The following is a 17860-nucleotide window of genomic DNA, read 5'->3' on the forward strand; positions in this document are numbered from 1 at the left end:
AAATGACAGATAAACAAAGATGAATACCAGTTTACCCATTTAGATAAGCAAAGCGGCTTTCATCATTTAATGGTTTTAGAATTATGAATATCTTTCAGAATAGGCGCGATTGACCTCTTCAGCAATGATTGCAATGCCTTTTTGCATGAGCTCATCATCTTGTACATAGTTCATGCGTAAACACTGATGGGCATGCTCCCAATTATCTTCTTGGCCAATAAAGAAGTATTCCCCTGGCACGATCAACACGCCTCGAGCCTTTAAGCGTTGGTACAGTTCCATGGTGGTGATAGGAAGTGCGTCAAACCACAACCATAAGAAAATTGCGCCTTCCGGTTTATGGATACGAAAGCGATCATCGGGCATGGCGGCTTGGAGCAGTTCAACTGCGCGTTGAGATTTTTGTTGGTAGAACGGTTTAATCACCTCTGAACTGAGGTGCAGTAGATCTTTCTTCTCTATCATGTAGTGACCGAGAGCGGGGCCAACGCTGCCAGGAGCTAGGCTAATAATGCCATTCATATTGGTCAGGGCTTGGGTCACGGTTTCATTCGCAATCACGATGCCGCAGCGAACCCCAGGGAGCCCCAGTTTGGACAAACTCATGCACAGAATGGTGTTTTCATTCCAAAATGGTTCGACATCTTCAAAGATCATGTTTGGGAAGGGTAAACCGTAGGCGTTATCAATGATGAGGGGAATCTGGTTGTCTCTGGCCAACTGATCCAGTTTGCGAATTTCTTCATCTGTCAGTACGTTACCGGTTGGATTGGTTGGGCGAGAGGCACAAATCGCAGCGACAGATTCATCCACTTTGAGTTGTTCGAAATCCACGTGGTATTTGAACAAGCCATTATCGAGCAGCTCAATCTCAGGACGGTAAGAGACAAAAATGTCTTCATCAATCCCCGCATCGGCATAGCCAATGTATTCTGGCGCCAGCGGTAGCAAGATTTTTTTATGTGAGCCGTCGGGTTGTTGACCAGCAAAAAGATTAAACAGGTAGAAAAAGCCGCTTTGGCTGCCATTGGTCAAACTGATGTTCTTTTCACTGATATTCCAACCATAGGTCTCCTTGAGTAAGCGTGCCAGTGCTTTAACAAAGACATCTTTACCTTGAGGACCATCGTAGTTTGCCAGTGCTGCAAGCAATTCGCCGTTAGAGAGCATGTTTTCGCTGGCTTGGTGAAAGTATTCGAGCATGGCTGGGATAGCGGCTGGGTTGCCTCCTCCGAGCATGATGGCACCCGGTGTGCGCAGGCCATCATTCAAATCGTCCATTAATTGGGTTATTCCAGAATACTGATTAAATTTTTCGCCAAATTTTGAAAACTGCATTTGTTGTTATACCTAATTCATTGTGATTGCTTTTGTGTGCCTAAATGGCCAGTACGTTGCTGGCTGATAGAGTAATAGTTGAACATACCTGAATGTAACAGAGAGTAAAAGCGTGAAATTGCTCGTAAGCTGAAACTTTTTCCCACGAAATTCTTCTTAATAAAGAAGAAAAATTCAGCAAATGTCAGAGCGGATGATCCATATAACATTTTGATAAATTAGAACGCCATATGGCTTTGTGGTTATTCTTGTTGTGAATGTATTATGCGTGCGCATTACATAACTAAATGGAATTACAATGAAAATGAGAAAGTGTTTATTATCGACCATGTTGGTGGCAGGTTTAGCCGCGTGTAGTACGACGAGCTATCAAGCCAGTGTGCCAACAGCGGCCCCAGAGGTAGTGGCAGCATTACAAGATGAATTGAAAGAGATCCAGGATTTAAAAGTCACCGATGAAGGCTATATTGATTACTACGTTTGGGTACCTGACGGTTATCAATGGGATACTCATGCGATTAAGAAAGGTGGATACGAATGGGCATGTGAAGATATGCTTGATTTGTTGAGCCAAGGCTTTGTTGTTCGTATGGGCTTCAAAGGAAAAGGTGGTCGTGAAGAGCATTATGACTTTGCTCGCTGTGAACAAGAAGCCACCAACTAAGCCGTTTGGATGCCAAGAAACAAAAAAGGGAAGCTGATGCTTCCCTTTTACTTATCTCTTAATCACTTCAAAGCGCAATACATTACTTCTGAAGCAAAGAAATGTCAGCGATCTGTAGGAACAGGTTACGTAGGTTGTTCAGGAGCGTTAGACGGTTGGTCTTCAGTGCTTCATCATCAGCCATAACCATTACGTTATCGAAGAACGCATCCACAGGCTCACGAAGGTCTGCGAGTTTACTTAGCGCTTCTTGGTAGTTACCAGTGGCAAATGCTGGCTCAAGCGCTTCTGTCATCACTTCCACGTTTTCAGCCAGTACTTTCTCTGCGTCTTCTTGCAGTAGCGCAAGGTCGATTTCTGCTGCTAGCTCGCCATCGAATTTCGCGAGGATGTTACCAACACGCTTGTTCGCTGCCGCCAGTGCTTCTGCCGCTTCCAGTTCACGGAAGTGAGAAACCGCTTTAACACGTTGGTCAAAGTCAGCAGGTTTCGTTGGACGACGTGCCAATACCGCTTGGATGATGTCGACACTGAAGCCTTCGTCTTGGTACCAAGCGCGGAAACGACCCAGCATAAACTCAATCACTTCTTGCTCAACGTTATCGTTAGTTAAACGGCTAGTACCATCTTGTTGGGCGAACAGTGACTTCGCTTTCGCCACTAGGTCTACTAGGTCTAGGTTGTAACCGTATTCAACGATGATACGCAGTACACCGAGAGATGCGCGGCGCAGTGCAAATGGGTCAGAACCTTTTGGCGCTTGACCGATACCGAAGATACCGACGATAGTGTCTAGCTTGTCTGCCATCGCAATTGCTGCAGATACACCATTTGATGGTAGGTCATCACCAGCGAAACGAGGCATGTATTGCTCGTTGAGTGCCACGGCTACTTCTTCCGCTTCACCGTCATGGCGAGCGTAGTGCATGCCCATCACACCTTGAGTATCGGTAAACTCGAATACCATCGAGGTCATGAGGTCACATTTTGCTAGAAGACCAGCGCGTTTTGATTTCTCAACGTCAGCACCGATTTGCTCAGCAATGTAGCCAGCCAGTTCCGTGATGCGATCGGTTTTGTCTTTGATGGTGCCAAGTTGCTGTTGGAAAATCGCGTTTTCTAGCATTGGCAGACGATCGATGAGCTTGCTCTTACGGTCCGTGTTGAAGAAGAACTCCGCATCCGCAAGACGTGGGCGAACCACTTTCTCGTTACCTTCAATCACATAACGAGGCTCTTTCGATTCGATGTTAGACACGAAGATGAAGTTAGGCAGTAGCTGCTTGTCTTCGGTGTAGACAGGGAAGTACTTTTGGTCACCTTTCATGGTGTAAACCAATGCTTCTGCTGGGACTTTTAGGAACTCTTCTTCGAACTTAGCGGTCAGTACCACTGGCCATTCAACCAGAGAGGTGACTTCTTCGACTAGGTCATCTTCGAGATCAGCGATACCGCCGATTGCCGCTGCTGCTTTTTGTGCGTCAGCAAGAATGATGGCTTTACGCATTTCGTAATCTGCCATCACTTTACCGCGCTCTTCTAGAAGTGCAGGGTATTGCTCTGCAGACTCGATAGTGAACTCGCGCTCACCCATAAAGCGGTGACCACGGATAACGCGATCAGAAGCTACGCCTAGGATTTCACCTTGAATAAGGTCACTACCCATTAGCATAGTCAGCGTTTTTACTGGACGGATAAATTGAGTGGTTTTGTTACCCCAACGCATAGGTTTTGCGATAGGTAGACCTGCTAGCGCTTTGGCTGCCAGCTCAACCACGATATCAGCCGTTGGTTGGCCTTTGACTTCTTGTTTGAACAGCAGCCATTCGCCTTTGTCGGTGATCATGCGCTCTGCTTGATCAACCGTGATGCCACAACCACGTGCCCAACCCTGAGCGGCTTTGGTTGCATTACCTTCTGCATCAAAAGCGGCAGAAACGGCAGGACCACGCTTTTCAACGATTTTGTCTGCTTGGTGTTCGGCTAATGCGGTGACTTTCAGTGCAAGGCGACGAGGCGCTGCGTACCATTTCACACCTTCGTGCGTTAGCTCAGCACCTTTTAGCTCTGCTTCAAAGTTTGCTGTAAATGCTTCAGCCAGAGTACGAAGTTGCGTTGGTGGCAGTTCTTCAGTACCTAGCTCGATTAAAAATTCTTTTGCCATGTTACTCTACCTCTTACGCTTGTTCTTTCTTACACATTGGGAAGCCCAGTGCTTCGCGTGATGCGTAGTATGCTTCTGCCACTGATTTAGTCAGGTTACGGATGCGCAGGATGTAGCGTTGACGTTCAGTGACTGAGATCGCTTTGCGAGCATCGAGTAGGTTGAACGCGTGAGCCGCTTTTAGAATGCGCTCGTAGGCAGGTAGAGGAAGTGGTTTTTCTAGCTCAAGCAGTTGTTGACACTCTTTCTCACATTGTTCGAAGAAGCTGAACAGGAAATCCACATCAGCGTGCTCGAAGTTGTAAGTTGATTGTTCTACTTCGTTTTGGTGGAAGATATCACCGTAAGTCACTTTGCTGCCATCAGGTGCGATGTTCCAAGTCAGATCGTAAACCGAGTCAACTTCTTGGATGTACATAGCAAGACGTTCGATACCGTAAGTGATCTCACCAGTAACTGGTTTACACTCAAGGCCGCCGACTTGTTGGAAGTAAGTAAACTGAGTCACTTCCATACCGTTTAGCCAAACTTCCCAGCCTAAACCCCAAGCGCCTAGCGTTGGGTTTTCCCAGTTGTCTTCCACGAAGCGAATGTCGTGAACCAGTGGGTCAATACCAAGAACTTCTAGAGAGCCTAGGTACAACTCTTGAATATTGTCTGGCGACGGTTTTAGCGCAACTTGGAATTGGTAGTAGTGCTGTAGACGGTTAGGGTTTTCACCGTAACGGCCATCGGTCGGACGACGAGAAGGTTGTACGTAAGCTGTCGACATTGGCTCTGGGCCAAGCGCTCGTAGACAAGTCATTGGGTGAGAGGTACCCGCACCCACTTCCATATCCAGCGGTTGAACAATGGTACAACCATTTTGAGCCCAATAATCCTGCAGCGCGAGGATCATTCCCTGGAAGGTTTTGATATCGTATTTTTGCATAAGTCAGGTTCGCGCGATTCTCTTATTACGGATTCATTCATCGAATTTGTTGGGCTTTCTGCTGCCAACAGGGGTGAATGAAGGTAATGACGGTTGAATAAAATAACGATCAAGTATACCCAGATATTCAGCATGGGAGTAGAGCTAATCTTGATTAATTCGTGGGCAATTTTCTCGTTTAATGGATTTTTACCGCGTTATCGACTGAATTTTTCCTAAAAGGGAGTTTTTGACGGATTTCTTACTTGAGATGTTCGGATAAGCTGGCTAGAATTGCGCCTGTCTTTGGGGAGTAGCTTACTGGATGAAAAGCCATTTTCATCGAGTTCGTCCGTCAACATAATTGGTGCCAAATCACCATGGCGTTCGAGACTTGAAGCCTTTCAAGTTTAGCAAGACCTTAGACAAACATCACGAACCGGGGTGGGGCGTGGGGTTTGTCTATGGTTACTATAATTATCCCGCCCCAATGAGCATGTCGTGAGCGTTTTAGCTATTTCAATTACTACTGTCGCCTTAGCCGAAATTGGCGATAAAACCCAATTGTTGTCTCTGCTGTTAGCCAGCCGTTACCGCAAACCGATCCCAATCATTGCTGCGATCTTTTTCGCGACGATTGCTAACCATGCCTTGGCTGCTTGGCTGGGTGTCGTTGTTGCCGATTATCTTTCTCCCGACGTGTTGAAGTGGGTGGTGGTGGCTAGTTTCTTAGCCATGGCGGGATGGGTGTTGATTCCCGATAAGTTGGATGACGAAGAAGAGATCTCAAACCGTGGCCCTTTTGTGGCCAGCTTTATTGCTTTCTTTATCGCTGAGATTGGCGATAAAACGCAGATCGCAACGTCCATTCTAGGGGCACAGTATGCGGATGCACTGACCTGGGTTGTGTTAGGAACCACCATTGGCATGTTGCTGGCCAATGCCCCTGTGGTGCTGATTGGGAAACTGTCTGCGGATAAACTGCCATTGGCGTTAATCCGCAAAGTCACAGCAGCTCTGTTTGTTGCATTAGCGATTGGCGCAGCGTTTTATTCATAATTCATATGAGTTCGGGTTCAAATGCGAGGGGAACTTTTAACCTCCTCGCAATTTGAGCACAAGCTCATATTGAATTTTTTAGGTAAATTGTTGTTTTCTTACGACATTATTATCCAGTAACCTTGAGGTGAAACACATAATCTCCTTTGGGGTGACGTGGAGGTACGTTGTTAAATCATCAAATGGTTATTTTTATTGACTAAAGGCTCAACTATTTGTTTTTTATAGTTTTTAGTTCTATTGATGATTTAATTGTGGTTGGTTATTTTGTGTGCAGTCATGTTCACAAGGGATCACCATGAAAAACACATTGTTGTCTACAGCTATCGTATCTGCACTGATGTTTAGTGCTTCTTCATCAGCCAAGACGGATGTTGCTGATTTGTCGCAACTGACCATTATTCCCAATCACAACGCCTCGTTGATTCGCAACTTTAACCCGTATGCAGTATCACGCTTACATACGGCTCGTGATTTTATTTTCGAACCGCTGGTCATCTTCAATGAACTCCATGGCAACGTGCCAGAGTTTCGTTTGGCGACAGGATATGTTCTAAGTGAAGACTTACTCAGTATCACCTTTGATTTACGCAAAGGGGTTAAATGGTCGGATGGTGAGACTTTTGATGCAGACGATGTGGTTTTCACTTTTGAACTGGTTAAAGCGCATACCAGCATCGATGATCGCGGTATCAATAGTAAGATTAAATTGGTTGAGAAGCTGAGCCCTTATCAAGTACGTTTCCATCTTAATGAAGTTAATACCAACATCAGCTATGAAATTGTTCAAGTTCCTATTGTGCCCGAGCATCAGTGGAAAGAGGTGGCTGATCCAGCAGCATTTATGAACCCAAACCCAGTTGGTACGGGACCGTTTACCGAATTACCACAGTTTACCAGCACTCTGTTCCTGCAATGCCGTAACCCCAATTATTGGGATAACGCTAACTTAGAGGTGGACTGTTTGCGTGTGCCGCAAATGAACCATAATGATCAGGTGTTGGCGGAGCTGATGCGTTCGAGCATCGATTGGGCTGGTTCATTTGTTCCTGATATTGATCAAACCTACATGCAAGCATCGAGCGATCATGGCTACTGGTTCCCACCGGCGGGAACCCAAGCGTTTGTGTTCAATTTCGCGTCTAAAGATCCAGTGAAGCACCCAGTGCTCAACGATATCCAATTCCGCCGTGCCTTCTCGATGGCATTGGATCGCCAAACGTTGATTGATATTGCTAACTATGGAAATGCGGTATTGAACGATTTTGCCTCTGGCCTTGGCTACGCATTTGAAGCTTGGTCGGACAAAACAACCCATGAAAAATACAAACCGTTTATGACCTACTCACCGGAGCAGGCCAAAGCTCTGCTAGCGAAAGCGGGCTATAAAGATCTCGATAACGATGGCTTTGTTGAATCACCAGCGGGTAAGAAGTTTGAGTTGCTGATCCAATCTCCGCAAGGCTGGACGGATTTTAATAACACCGTGATGCTCGCAGTGGAGCAGTTGGTCGAGGTTGGCATTAACGTGAAAGCACGTACGCCAGATTTTTCGATTTACAATAATGGAATGATTTCTGCAGATTATGATATTGCTTATACCAACTATTTCCATGGCTCTACGCCTCATAAGTATTGGGACAGTGGTTATCACTCTCGTTTGCAAGCTTCAGAAGGGATGCCGCGTTTTGCTATGCATCACTGGAAAAATGACAAGTTAGATGCATTACTGGATAGCTTCTACACAACGGCAAACCTTCAAGAGCAGAAAAAAATAGCCCATGGCATTCAGGCTATCATTGCAGAAAATCAGGTTACCGTGCCTGTGTTATCTGGCCCGAATTTCTACCAATACAATACCAAGCGTTTTACTGGCTGGTGGAACAAAGACAATCCGAAAGGTCGTCCTATGATTTGGGAAGGCACGCCCGAGCGATTACTGCACGTTCTGGATCTAAAACCACGCAGTTAGTTCATTGCTCAGCTTTTTCCTACAAGCCCTACGTTATTAGGGCTTTTTTGCATCACCTCGTTTCATCATGTGACATTTCAATAGATAAAATGCGTGATCCTGTACATATCAACGTCATCATGGTCATGATACTTTAGTGTTATCAAAGAGGACGAGAGGGTTGCATTATGCTGACACGATATATGGGTATGACTGCGAAAAGTCAGAGTTATCTGTTCACTTTTGGTTTAGCACTCTGTTTGTTGGCGATGGTTTTAACAGACATGTGGCTCCCGATAGTCGCGGGATCTTTCATTCTCACCGGTTTAACTGTAGAAGCGTGGATCCGCGTTGCTCACATCATTCCAATGCATGAAGAGATGCGATCGATGAAAAAGCAGTTGAATAAGCTGCAATCGGAAATTCGTTCTATCGAATTCGATCAATAAAGAAATGGCAGCCGTGTGGCTGCCGTTTTTTTATCTCGCGTTATAAGCCTTTCTTAATCAGATACTGATAGGGTAGCTCGTCGGTTTGTGCCGCAATGAGTTGATGATCCATAAAGCGACAAAAGCTTGGAATGTCTCTGGTGGTGGATGGATCATCGGCTTTTACCAGTAAAACCTCACCGTCTTGCATGGTTCGAATTGTCTTCCTGACCATCATTACTGGCTCTGGGCAGCGTAGTCCTTCCGCCTCTAAGGTCTTGGTCGCCAGTTCAGGATTAAAGCTCATAATGTGATTCTCTTAACTTACTTAGCGGTGAATTCTACTTTCGTAGAAAAAATATTCAATAACCACTTGGCAAAGCGATCATTTTGTTTTAACTTTAGTTAACAATTTGGTAACAACTGGCGGAGGGAGCGATGCTAACAGCATTAGATAGATTGACCATTTATTCGGTTTTGTGCTTCATCTCGTTTTGTGCACTCGTGTTCAGAACGCCAGCAGAAACCTCATTGATGCCTATTTTAGGTATGAGCGCAACCATCATCGGGATTTGGATTGAGATGCATCGATGGTCCGGTGCATCTGAAGAACAAGAGAATTAGCGCTTTTGTTAACAAACCTACGCTCACCAATTTAACGACACTTCATTCCGACACTATCCCCATTTTTCTTGGGCTTCCCCGCTGAAAGGCGGGATTTTTTTTGCCTGAAGAGTACAATTGTCACAGGCATTGAGCGTGGATAGGAGCTTCAACGTGGAGTTGGAAGAGATTTACCGTCGAGATCTGAATTTGCTGGTGGCACTGCGAGTGTTAATTGAAGAAAGCAGTGTTAGCAAAGCCGCAGTGCGTTTGAATCTCAGTCAATCTGCGATGAGTCGAGTGTTGGGGCGCTTGCGCGATTTGCTTGGTGACCCGCTGTTTACGCGTGAAGGGCAACATTTATTGCCGACTGAAAAAGCATTAGAGATCGACCGAGCTCTTGGCGAGCCACTGGAATCGTTACGTCAATTGCTCTCTCCATCTGAGTTTGATCCTCATCTCTGCACTCAAACGTTTACCATCGCCACCACTGATTACGCGATGCAGACGATCTTGCCGTTTGCTCTGCCGAGGATCTACCAAGAAGCGCCTAATGTGTCGTTTCATTTTCTTCCTTTGCAACACGATCGCTTGGCGGATCAGTTGACGTATGAAGGGGCCGATCTGGCTATTTGCCGTCCCACGGGTCCGGTTGAACCGCTGCGTAGCGAAGTCTTGGGCCGAGTGGGGGTGCTGTGTTTGCTTTCCAAGCAGCATCCGCTCGCGGGAAAAGAGATGAGTCTGACAGACTATCTGTATTATCCCCATGCCATGATTGCCATCAGTGATGGCGTGAAAGCGCTGATCGAGCAAGCGTTAGTCGATCAGCCGCAACGAAAGATGGTGCTGCGTGCCTATCATCTTGAAGCGGCACTGGCGATAGTGGACACCATGCCCTTGATCATTACCGTCCCCGCCGATTTAGCCTATTTGGTTGCCGAGCGCTACGATTTGGTGGTGAAAGCGTTGCCGTTTCAGTTTACCCCCTTTGATTACTCGATGATTTGGCATCCGCGATGTGAACATTCTCCGGCTCAAGAATGGTTGCGGTCCGTCGTGCGTGAAGAGTGCAGCCGGCTGATTGCCAAACGTATTGAAGATATGGGGCTCGATTAATGCGAGCTGGAGAAAGAACAGCAAAAAGCCGAGTGTGACTCGGCTTTTTTTCGCTATTTGTACGGCAAGAGCTACAGCTTGATGACCACGCGACCGGTCACTTGGCCATTGGTGATGTCTTCCGCGTATTTTGTCGCTTCTCTGAGTTCAACTTCGGTACACGCTTGTTCAAAGTAGCTTTCTGGCAATAGCGCTACCAGTTTTTCCCACGCTGCGATGCGTTTTTCCGTTGGGCACATTACTGAGTCGATACCTTGTAGGCGAACGTTACGTAGAATGAATGGCATGACGGTGGTCGGCAGATCAAAGCCGCCCGCGAGGCCACATGCGGCGACCGCACTGTTGTAGTCCATTTGCGCTAGCACTTTTGCCAGTACTTTGCTGCCAACGGTGTCGACTGCGCCAGCCCAAATTTGTTTTTCTAGTGGGCGAGCGGGCTCTTCAAATTCAACCCGATCAATAATGCGGCTGGCGCCAAGTTGTTTGAGTAGTGGGCCGTTTTGTTCAACACGACCAGTCACCGCTGCCACTTGGTAACCGAGTTGAGCCAAGAGTGTCACGGCCACAGAGCCGACACCGCCACTTGCGCCGGTGACAAGGATTTCTCCCGCTTCTGGTTTGATGTCAGCATCGAGCAGTGCTTGAACACACAGCATGGCGGTGAAACCCGCAGTACCAATCATCATTGCTTTTTTGCTGTCTATTTCTGTTGGTAGCGGCACTAACCAATCAGCGTTAAGACGCGCACGCTGCGCCATTCCGCCCCAATGATTTTCCCCAACACCCCAGCCCGTGAGCACAACCTGATCCCCTGCTTGGTAGCGCCCGTCTTGTGATTCGATGACAGTACCTGCTAAGTCGATACCTGGAATCATCGGAAAGTTGCGGATGATTTTGCCTTTCCCCGTGATCGCTAAGCCATCTTTGAAGTTGAGAGATGAATAGTCAACGGCCACCAGCACGTTGCCTTCGGGTAGCTGAGACTCATCCATTTGTTCAATAGTGGCGATGGTGCGTTTTTCTTCCTGATTAAGAACTAAAGCGTGAAACATGAGATTTCTCCAGCGATTGCAGATAGGTCAAACGGGATAAGTGTAGGCGCAAGTGAACTATGAATAAAATGAAACTTTAGCATTATAGTAATGCGTTTTACGCATAAATTAAGAGCGGCTCAAGCCGCTCTTAGTGAGTGAAGGCGTTTAACCGACGAGGTTAAGGACGTTCAAATACCGTTGCAATGCCTTGGCCTAAACCAATGCACATGGTCGCAAGGCCGTATTTGGCGTCTTTGGCTTCCATCAGGTTAATCAGAGTGGTTGAAATACGAGCCCCCGAGCAACCCAGTGGGTGGCCAAGAGCGATCGCGCCACCGTTAAGGTTGACCTTCTCATCCATCACATCCAGCAGACCTAGGTCTTTCGCACACGGTAGAGATTGCGCTGCAAACGCTTCATTGAGCTCAATCACATCCATGTCTTCAATCGATAGACCGGCACGTTTGAGTGCTTTTTGCGTCGCAGGTACAGGGCCGTAACCCATGATGGAAGGATCGCAACCGGCGATCGCCATGCCTTTAATACGAGCACGAATCGTCACGCCAAGCTCATTGGCTTTCTCTTCACTCATGATCAACATCGCAGACGCACCATCCGACAAAGCAGAGGATGTGCCAGCCGTGACGGTGCCATTGGCTGGATCAAACACAGGGCGAAGTTGAGAAAGCCCTTCCACTGTGGTTTCTGGGCGAATCACTTCGTCATGATCCAAGGTGAACAAGGTGCCATCCGCGGCATGCCCTTCGGTAGGCAGAATTTCGTTTTTGAATCGACCTTCCAGCGTTGCAGCATGGGCACGAGCGTGAGAGCGTGCGGCAAACTCATCTTGTTGCTCACGGCTAATGCCGTGCAGCTTGCCAAGCATTTCAGCGGTTAAGCCCATCATGCCCGCCGCTTTGGCAACGTGTTTCGACATGCCTGGGTGAAAATCCACGCCGTGGTTCATTGGCACGTGACCCATATGCTCAACACCGCCGATCAAACAGATCTCTGCATCGCCAGTCATGATGGCGCGCGCACCATCGTGCAGCGCTTGCATCGATGAACCACAGAGACGGTTGACCGTCACAGCGCCAATTTCAATTGGCAAACCTGCCAGCAGCGCTGCGTTTCGCGCTACGTTAAAGCCTTGTTCTAGGGTTTGTTGAACACATCCCCAATAGATATCTTCAATCTCACTTGGGTTAACTTGTGGGTTACGCGCCAGAATCCCTTTCATCAAATGGGCAGAAAGATCTTCTGCTCGAGTGTGGCGGAAGGCGCCACCTTTAGAGCGACCCATTGGCGTACGTAGACAATCGACAATTACGACATTTTTCATTGTGGGAACTCCTTAGATAGAACCTTGCTGTTGCGCGCCGTAAAAGGTTTGCCCTTTTTCAGCCATATCAATAAGCATTTGTGGAACCTGATACATAGTGCCAAGTTCAACATGCTGCTGTGCCATTGCGACAAAGTTTGCAATACCAACACTATCTAAGTAGCGGAATACACCACCACGGAAAGGAGGGAAACCAAGGCCATACACCAGCGCCATATCCGCTTCTTGCGCTGAGGCGATGATGCCTTCTTGCAAGCAAAGCACCACTTCGTTGATCATCGGAATCATCATGCGTTGGATAATGGTCTGATCGTCAAAGGCTTGTTGAGCGGCACAAACAGGAGCAAGAATCGGTACGATCTCATCACTGAATGCTTTCTTCGGTTTACCTTTCTTGTCCATGGTGTACGTGTAGAAACCGCTGCCGTTTTTCTGGCCATACTTGTTGGCTTCAAACAAGGCATCAATTGCATCGCGACCTTGTTTACCCATGCGCTCAGGGAACCCTTGCGCCATGACGGCTTGAGCGTGGTGTGCGGTATCAATACCGACCACATCCAATAAGTAAGCAGGGCCCATTGGCCAACCAAACTTACGTTCCATCACTTTATCGATTTGAGTAAAGTCGGCACCATCGCGCAGCAACATGCTAAAACCACCAAAGTATGGGAACAGCACGCGGTTAACAAAGAACCCTGGGCAGTCATTGACCACAATTGGGGATTTGCCCATTTTGGCTGCGTAAGCAACGACACGGTTGATGGTTTCATCGGAGGTGTGTTCACCACGAATGATTTCGACTAAAGGCATGCGATGCACTGGGTTGAAGAAGTGCATACCACAGAAATTCTCTGGTCGTTTGAGTGATTTGGCCAGCAAGTTAATTGGAATGGTCGAGGTGTTCGAAGTGAGAACGGTCTCTTCGCTAACTTGCTCTTCCACTTCGCTTAATACGGCTGCTTTCACTTTCGGGTTTTCGACCACGGCTTCTACGATGATATCGGCGTTATCGATGCCCGCGTAGTGAAGGCTTGGCGTAATAGAAGCGAGAATACCGGCCATTTTAAAGCCATCAATCTTGCCACGTTCAAGCTGTTTGTTGAGTAGCTTTGACGCTTCCGTCATGCCCAGATCCAGTGATGCTTGCGCGATGTCTTTCATGATCACGGGCACACCTTTGAGAGCAGATTGGTAGGCTATGCCGCCCCCCATAATACCTGCGCCCAGCACTGCTGCACGTTGGGTCTCTTTATTGGCGGATTTTGCTGCTTTCTTCGCTATGCCTTTGATGTATTGGTCATTGAGGAAAAGACCCACCAAGGCCTTGGCTTCTTCTGACTTCGCCAGTTTAACGAAATGTTTTCTTTCGATGTCTAACGCTTGATTGCGCGCAAAACGGGCACCTTCTTCAATCGTGACAACGGCGGTCATCGGTGCAGGGTAGTGTGGCCCTGCCACTTGAGCTACCAAGCCTTTGGCCATGGTGAAACTCATCATCGCTTCGAGTTTGCTTAGCGTTAACGCTGAGGTTTTTTGCTGGCGACGTGCTTTCCAGTCAATTTTTTCATTGATGGCATCGGTGAGTGTTTGCAGGGCGGATGCGTAGAGGCGATCGGAATCGACGACAGCATCAAGCAAACCAATTTTTAGAGCTTCCTCTGCACGGCAAGCTTTGCCTTGGGTGATGATTTCCATGGCGCTGTCTGCGCCGATCACGCGCGGCAAACGCACACAACCGCCAAAACCAGGCATAATGCCGAGTTTGGTTTCAGGAAGACCAATGCTGGTGGTTTTATCACCAATGCGTAAGTCGGTAGCAAGTACACACTCACATCCACCGCCTAAGGTATGCCCTTTGACAACCGCGACAGTCGGAACGGGCAAATCTTCCAGTTTATTGAAGATGCTATTGGCAAATTGAAGCCATTGGTCGAGTTCTTCTTCTGGCTTGGCAAACAGTCCTAAAAACTCAGTGATATCTGCTCCGACAATAAAGGCTTCTTTGTCTGATGTAAGCATCACGCCTTTCAGACCGTAGTGAGCGGTGAGCGCATCAAGCGCTTTGTCGAGTGAAGCAAGGGTTGCTAGATCGAGCTTATTGACGGAATTTGGCGCGCAGAAAAGGATTTCTGCCACTCCATCTTGTACTTCCTTTACCTGTAGGGTTTCGGCTTGGTAAATCATTGTCTATCTCCATGACATACAATCTTGGATTGTCTGTATACCTAAGGCGCACATTCGCCGATGTAGGTATAGTGGAAAGTGTTGTATTTATATTCTGGTTAGACCAGTTTGCTTAGTGTGGACCTCGGATTGTCTAATTTCAATACATTTTTTAAACAAGTGTTTAACATTGTGCGTTAAAGCAGATCTTATGCACTCTGAATAGGGGCATGCTACACTTGCCGCTCTTGTTGATAGTGCGAATGTCATGAACGAAAATCCATACCTCATCCCAGCCCAAGCGATTCAATTTGAAGAAGAAATCAAAAAGAGTCTCTTTATTACTTATCTTGCTCATACCCCGACGATAGAGGCGGCAAAAGCTTTTGTAGAGAGGATTAAAACGCAACATGCCGATGCGCGTCATAACTGTTGGGCGTTTGTTGCTGGGCGACCAGAGGATTCAATGAAGTGGGGTTTTAGTGATGATGGCGAACCATCCGGTACAGCAGGAAAGCCGATTTTGGCGCAGCTCTCTGGGTCGGGTGTTGGTGAGATCACCGCAGTCGTAACACGATATTATGGTGGTATTCGCCTTGGCACTGGTGGATTAGTGAAAGCGTATGGCGGTGGTGTGCAGCAGGCGCTCAAGCTGCTTCAAACAATTGAGAAAAAAATAACCACAAAACTCAGACTGGAGTTAGACTATGCGTTCGTACCAATTGCGCAATCTATAATGCAGCAATTCGACGCTGTTGAGGTTGACGCTCAATACAGTGAGAGCGTCGTGCTGGTGGTTGAACTGGAAGTGAGAAACGTGGAGATGTTTACTCAAACCATGATCAACAAAAGCAGTGCAAAAGCGCTCGTGACGCCTTATATCGGGAAATAACAATAACAACTAGGAAGTCTATCGACTTTATTGATTCAATCACCCATGCAATTTCGTTCAATTATTCGTATTGTCGGGCTGTTGCTCGCACTCTTCAGTGTCACTATGCTTGCGCCCGCGTTGGTGGCGCTTATTTATCGCGATGGTGCGGGTGTTCCTTTTGTTACGACCTTTTTTGTGCTGCTGTTTTGCGGCACCGTGTGTTGGTTTCCAAACCGTAGGCATAAACACGAACTCAAAGCGCGCGATGGCTTTTTAATTGTGGTGCTGTTTTGGACCGTACTCGGCAGTGCTGGTGCGTTGCCCTTTCTGATCGCTGATAACCCCAGTATTTCGATCACCGATGCGTTTTTCGAATCCTTCTCCGCGCTGACCACCACGGGTGCGACGGTTATCGTCGGTTTAGATGAACTGCCCAAAGCGATTTTGTTCTATCGCCAGATACTGCAATGGTTTGGCGGTATGGGGATCATCGTGCTGGCGGTCGCGATTTTGCCGGTTCTAGGCATCGGTGGCATGCAGTTGTATCGTGCAGAAATTCCTGGTCCAGTCAAAGACAGTAAAATGACCCCGCGTATTGCTGAAACGGCTAAAGCACTTTGGTATATCTATTTGAGTCTGACTATCGCTTGTGCGGGGGCTTTCTGGCTGGCGGGAATGACGCCGTTTGATGCGATTAGCCATAGTTTCTCTACCATCGCGATTGGTGGCTTTTCTACCCACGACGCCAGTATGGGGTATTTCGATAGCTATGCGATTAACTTAATCACGGTTATCTTCCTGCTGATCTCGGCATGTAACTACTCACTTCACTTTGCCGCCTTTGCCTCTGGCGGTGTTCATCCCAAATACTATTGGAAAGACCCAGAGTTTAGAGCGTTTATCTTTATTCAAGCACTGCTGTTTGTCATTTGCTTCTTATTATTGTTGGCACACCATTCTTACGACTCCATTTACGATGCCTTCGACCAAGCGTTGTTCCAAACAGTCTCCATCTCAACGACTGCGGGTTTCACCACCACGGGATTTTCAGATTGGCCACTATTTCTACCCGTGTTACTGCTGTTCTCCTCTTTTATTGGCGGATGTGCAGGCTCAACCGGTGGTGGTATGAAAGTTATTCGGATTTTATTGCTCACGTTGCAAGGTGCGCGTGAACTTAAGCGCTTGGTTCACCCTAGAGCGGTCTACACCATCAAAGTGGGTGGCAATGCTCTGTCGCAACGTGTGGTGGATGCGGTGTGGGGATTCTTCTCCGCTTATGCATTGGTGTTCGTCGTTTGTATGCTCGCACTTATTGCGACAGGAATGGACGAACTTACCGCTTTTTCGGCCGTCGCAGCGACGCTAAACAACCTAGGTCCAGGCTTGGGGGAAGTTGCAGTGCATTTTGCGGATGTGAACGATAAAGCCAAATGGGTTTTGGTGGTGTCTATGCTCTTTGGTCGTTTAGAAATCTTTACCTTACTTATATTGCTAACCCCTACGTTTTGGCGCAGTTAAGGAGAAATGATAGTGAAAGCCCTATTTCTTTATTCTTCCCGTGAGGGGCAGACCAAGAAAATCCTTCAATATATAGAAGAACAGTTACCGAGCTATCAATGTGATGTGAAGAATCTACATGACATCGATACGGTGGATTTTTCTGTTTATGACAAAGTGCTGATTGGCGCGTCGATTCGCTATGGTCATTTGAATCAAAAGCTCTATCAATTTATCCAGCATAACCTAACTCAGTTGAATGAACATAAAGTGGCGTTCTTTTGCGTCAACCTAACCGCAAGAAAAGAAGAGCAAGGGAAAGATACGCCAGAGGGAAGCGCTTATATTCGAACATTTCTTAAAAAGTCTCCTTGGCAGCCTAACCTAATCGGTGTTTTCGCTGGCGCGCTCTATTACCCCAGATATAACTGGTTTGATAGAAATATGATCAAACTCATCATGACATTAACTGGCGGAGAGACGGACACCAGTAAAGAAGTGGAGTACACCAACTGGAAGAAAGTACGCCAATTCTCTGAGAAGTTTGCTTGTTTGTAGAAATAACCTGCACTTTTTGCTTGTTTTGACTCTTTTTTAAACGAACGATAGAAAAATCAAAAAAAACGTGAAAAAGGGCTTGCCAACGTGACGCCGATCTCTATAATGCCACCTCGCTGACACGGCAAGGCTTCGAAAGAAACCAGAGCCCATCAG

Annotated in this window: 16 protein-coding genes; 9 read left to right on the forward strand and 7 right to left on the reverse strand. The window is 47.2% G+C overall.

Annotated features, from left to right (window positions below; translation table 11 throughout):
* Positions 1–81: 81 nt before the first annotated feature.
* Positions 82–1338, reverse strand: a complete 1257-nt coding sequence (locus FC652_RS16985) for a valine--pyruvate transaminase (protein ID WP_176299509.1) — start codon at positions 1336–1338, stop codon at positions 82–84.
* A gap of 298 nt (positions 1339–1636) precedes the next feature.
* Between FC652_RS16985 and FC652_RS16990 the strand changes: the two genes are divergently transcribed.
* Complete coding sequence (locus FC652_RS16990) at positions 1637–2002, forward strand: hypothetical protein (protein ID WP_176299510.1); 366 nt, start codon at positions 1637–1639, stop codon at positions 2000–2002.
* 82 nt (positions 2003–2084) lie between these two features.
* On the opposite strand, the gene glyS is transcribed toward FC652_RS16990, so the two are convergent.
* Positions 2085–4166, reverse strand: coding sequence for a glycine--tRNA ligase subunit beta (gene glyS, locus FC652_RS16995; RefSeq protein ID WP_176299511.1), 2082 nt, complete (start codon positions 4164–4166; stop codon positions 2085–2087).
* Between the two features lie 13 nt (positions 4167–4179).
* The gene (gene glyQ / locus FC652_RS17000; protein WP_011079026.1) at positions 4180–5097 is read right to left on the reverse strand and encodes a glycine--tRNA ligase subunit alpha; all 918 of its coding nucleotides are present in this window, start codon (positions 5095–5097) and stop codon (positions 4180–4182) included.
* A gap of 480 nt (positions 5098–5577) precedes the next feature.
* Here glyQ and FC652_RS17005 point away from each other — a divergent pair, with 480 nt between their 5' ends.
* The 3 genes from FC652_RS17005 to FC652_RS17015 all read left to right on the forward strand — a co-directional run bounded on the left by FC652_RS17005 (position 5578) and on the right by FC652_RS17015 (position 8535).
* Complete coding sequence (locus FC652_RS17005) at positions 5578–6135, forward strand: TMEM165/GDT1 family protein (RefSeq protein WP_176299512.1); 558 nt, start codon at positions 5578–5580, stop codon at positions 6133–6135.
* 298 nt (positions 6136–6433) lie between these two features.
* On the forward strand, positions 6434–8107 hold the full coding sequence (locus tag FC652_RS17010; protein ID WP_176299513.1) for an ABC transporter substrate-binding protein: 1674 nt from the start codon (positions 6434–6436) through the stop codon (positions 8105–8107).
* 167 nt (positions 8108–8274) lie between these two features.
* Positions 8275–8535 (forward strand): hypothetical protein, encoded by a 261-nt coding sequence (locus FC652_RS17015; protein WP_176299514.1) that lies wholly within the window; start codon positions 8275–8277, stop codon positions 8533–8535.
* 40 nt (positions 8536–8575) lie between these two features.
* On the opposite strand, the gene tusA is transcribed toward FC652_RS17015, so the two are convergent.
* Positions 8576–8821 carry a sulfurtransferase TusA gene (tusA, locus tag FC652_RS17020; protein WP_011079023.1) on the reverse strand — a complete coding sequence of 82 codons (246 nt, stop codon included), beginning with the start codon at positions 8819–8821 and terminating at the stop codon, positions 8576–8578.
* Positions 8822–8952: 131 nt separating this feature from the next.
* Between tusA and FC652_RS17025 the strand changes: the two genes are divergently transcribed.
* Together FC652_RS17025 and FC652_RS17030 are read left to right on the forward strand one after the other, a co-directional pair.
* The gene (locus tag FC652_RS17025) at positions 8953–9138 is read left to right on the forward strand and encodes a hypothetical protein (protein WP_011079022.1); all 186 of its coding nucleotides are present in this window, start codon (positions 8953–8955) and stop codon (positions 9136–9138) included.
* A 153-nt stretch (positions 9139–9291) separates the two neighbouring features.
* Positions 9292–10233, forward strand: coding sequence for a LysR family transcriptional regulator (locus FC652_RS17030; RefSeq protein WP_061059006.1), 942 nt, complete (start codon positions 9292–9294; stop codon positions 10231–10233).
* Between the two features lie 71 nt (positions 10234–10304).
* On the opposite strand, the gene FC652_RS17035 is transcribed toward FC652_RS17030, so the two are convergent.
* The 3 genes from FC652_RS17035 to fadB form a co-directional block, all read right to left on the reverse strand.
* Positions 10305–11285, reverse strand: a complete 981-nt coding sequence (locus FC652_RS17035) for an MDR family oxidoreductase (RefSeq protein WP_176299515.1) — start codon at positions 11283–11285, stop codon at positions 10305–10307.
* A gap of 160 nt (positions 11286–11445) precedes the next feature.
* Complete coding sequence (gene fadA, locus FC652_RS17040) at positions 11446–12609, reverse strand: acetyl-CoA C-acyltransferase FadA (protein ID WP_011149064.1); 1164 nt, start codon at positions 12607–12609, stop codon at positions 11446–11448.
* Between the two features lie 12 nt (positions 12610–12621).
* Complete coding sequence (fadB, locus tag FC652_RS17045) at positions 12622–14793, reverse strand: fatty acid oxidation complex subunit alpha FadB (RefSeq protein ID WP_176299516.1); 2172 nt, start codon at positions 14791–14793, stop codon at positions 12622–12624.
* Between the two features lie 247 nt (positions 14794–15040).
* Here fadB and FC652_RS17050 point away from each other — a divergent pair, with 247 nt between their 5' ends.
* The 3 genes from FC652_RS17050 to hemG are packed head-to-tail and all read left to right on the forward strand — an operon-like array spanning position 15041 to position 17704.
* Positions 15041–15664: a YigZ family protein gene (locus FC652_RS17050; protein ID WP_011149066.1), complete on the forward strand. Its 624-nt coding sequence runs from the start codon at positions 15041–15043 to the stop codon at positions 15662–15664.
* 45 nt (positions 15665–15709) lie between these two features.
* A complete protein-coding gene (locus FC652_RS17055) occupies positions 15710–17167 on the forward strand; it encodes a TrkH family potassium uptake protein (protein WP_011079016.1) in 1458 nt (485 codons plus the stop codon).
* A gap of 9 nt (positions 17168–17176) precedes the next feature.
* Positions 17177–17704 carry a menaquinone-dependent protoporphyrinogen IX dehydrogenase gene (hemG, locus tag FC652_RS17060; protein WP_043921081.1) on the forward strand — a complete coding sequence of 176 codons (528 nt, stop codon included), beginning with the start codon at positions 17177–17179 and terminating at the stop codon, positions 17702–17704.
* Positions 17705–17860: the final 156 nt, after the last annotated feature.

Source organism: Vibrio sp. 05-20-BW147 (assembly GCF_013369385.1).
Lineage (GTDB): Bacteria > Pseudomonadota > Gammaproteobacteria > Enterobacterales > Vibrionaceae > Vibrio > Vibrio floridensis.

Bases quoted from the DNA above. Each gene is read 5' to 3' on its own strand.
- FC652_RS17035 (WP_176299515.1), bottom strand. From the start codon at position 11,285: ATGTTTCACGCTTTAGTTCTTAATCAGGAAGAAAAACGCACCATCGCC.
- FC652_RS17055 (WP_011079016.1), top strand. From the start codon at position 15,710: ATGCAATTTCGTTCAATTATTCGTATTGTCGGGCTGTTGCTCGCACTC.
- FC652_RS16985 (WP_176299509.1), bottom strand. From the start codon at position 1,338: ATGCAGTTTTCAAAATTTGGCGAAAAATTTAATCAGTATTCTGGAATA.
- fadB (WP_176299516.1), bottom strand. From the start codon at position 14,793: ATGATTTACCAAGCCGAAACCCTACAGGTAAAGGAAGTACAAGATGGA.
- FC652_RS16990 (WP_176299510.1), top strand. From the start codon at position 1,637: ATGAAAATGAGAAAGTGTTTATTATCGACCATGTTGGTGGCAGGTTTA.
- glyQ (WP_011079026.1), bottom strand. From the start codon at position 5,097: ATGCAAAAATACGATATCAAAACCTTCCAGGGAATGATCCTCGCGCTG.
- FC652_RS17010 (WP_176299513.1), top strand. From the start codon at position 6,434: ATGAAAAACACATTGTTGTCTACAGCTATCGTATCTGCACTGATGTTT.
- FC652_RS17015 (WP_176299514.1), top strand. From the start codon at position 8,275: ATGCTGACACGATATATGGGTATGACTGCGAAAAGTCAGAGTTATCTG.
- tusA (WP_011079023.1), bottom strand. From the start codon at position 8,821: ATGAGCTTTAATCCTGAACTGGCGACCAAGACCTTAGAGGCGGAAGGA.
- fadA (WP_011149064.1), bottom strand. From the start codon at position 12,609: ATGAAAAATGTCGTAATTGTCGATTGTCTACGTACGCCAATGGGTCGC.
- glyS (WP_176299511.1), bottom strand. From the start codon at position 4,166: ATGGCAAAAGAATTTTTAATCGAGCTAGGTACTGAAGAACTGCCACCA.
- FC652_RS17025 (WP_011079022.1), top strand. From the start codon at position 8,953: ATGCTAACAGCATTAGATAGATTGACCATTTATTCGGTTTTGTGCTTC.
- FC652_RS17050 (WP_011149066.1), top strand. From the start codon at position 15,041: ATGAACGAAAATCCATACCTCATCCCAGCCCAAGCGATTCAATTTGAA.